This window comes from Macrococcus equipercicus (assembly GCF_004359525.2).
In the GTDB taxonomy this organism is placed as follows: Bacteria; Bacillota; Bacilli; order Staphylococcales; family Staphylococcaceae; genus Macrococcus; species Macrococcus equipercicus.
This window is the reverse complement of record NZ_SCWC02000029.1, coordinates 1-987: the sequence shown is the minus strand read 5'-3', so window position 1 is coordinate 987 and position 987 is coordinate 1. Positions and strand designations below refer to the sequence as shown.

Genomic DNA, 987 nt, shown 5'->3' with positions numbered 1-987 from the left:
ATAAATTCGGTCTTCATCGCTTTAAAGGTTGCTTCAGCGACCGCATTATCATACGGACACCCTTTCATACTCAACGATCTCTGAATACCGAAGGTATCAAGCACTTCATCTATGAGATGATTATCAAACTCTTTTCCCCGGTCGGTATGAAACATCTGTACTTCTCTCAGATCATGTCTGATGGTGCTGAGAGCTGCTGAAACAAGATGACTGTCTTTGCGGGGTCCTGCACTGTAACCAACAATTTCACGGTTAAAGAGATCGATAAACAAGCATATATAATGCCATTTTCCAGCCACCTTTACATATGTCAGATCACTCACCAGCACCTCCATCGGTCTTTCTCTATAGAATACTCTACCCAGACCATTGGTGATATCACGTTCGTTTGGTCGAGCCGGAAAGGCCCTGTAACGCTGGGATGTGTAGGTGGAGACAAGATTCTGTTTTTTCATAATGCGGCCAATCCTTCTCCTGGAAACCTTAATTCGCTGTTTATCTAAATGGATTTTGATTCTTCTCGTGCCAAAACAACGCCGGTTTGTATTGAAAATCTGAACGACCTTCTCAGTGACATCTCCATCGTGATGATTTTTTCCTGTGTCATTCAGTTTATTCACTTCATAATAGTAGGTGCTTCTGGGAATCTGCAGGACTTTACACATTGCTGATACTGAATATTTCTCGGCATTCTCACGAATGACGGCTATCTTCGTCCCATGATCAGCGCTGCTTGCCTAAAATGTCATTCTCCATCTTCAGCTGCTGATTCTCTTTACGTAATCTTTTCATTTCCTTCTCTTCATCGCTCATATTGTCATTGTGCAGAAATGATCCTGTGGACTGATGTTGTTTAATCCATTTTCCTAATGCCGAAGGCGTCAGGTCATATTCACGTACAATTTCATTTCTAGGTTTACCGTTCTCATAAAGTTTGACCATCTGTAGTTTAAACTCAGGACTGAAACTTCTTCTTTCTCGTGACAT

General features: G+C 41.7%; 2 protein-coding genes. Both read right to left on the bottom strand.

Features of this window, described 5'->3' with window-relative positions; genetic code table 11:
• On the bottom strand, positions 1-665 hold a 665-nt coding region (locus ERX35_RS11290; RefSeq protein WP_246143177.1), incomplete at its 3' end, for an IS3 family transposase.
• Positions 666-723: 58 nt separating this feature from the next.
• The coding region (locus ERX35_RS11285) for a transposase (protein WP_149459982.1) at positions 724-987 on the bottom strand (264 nt) is incomplete at its 5' end.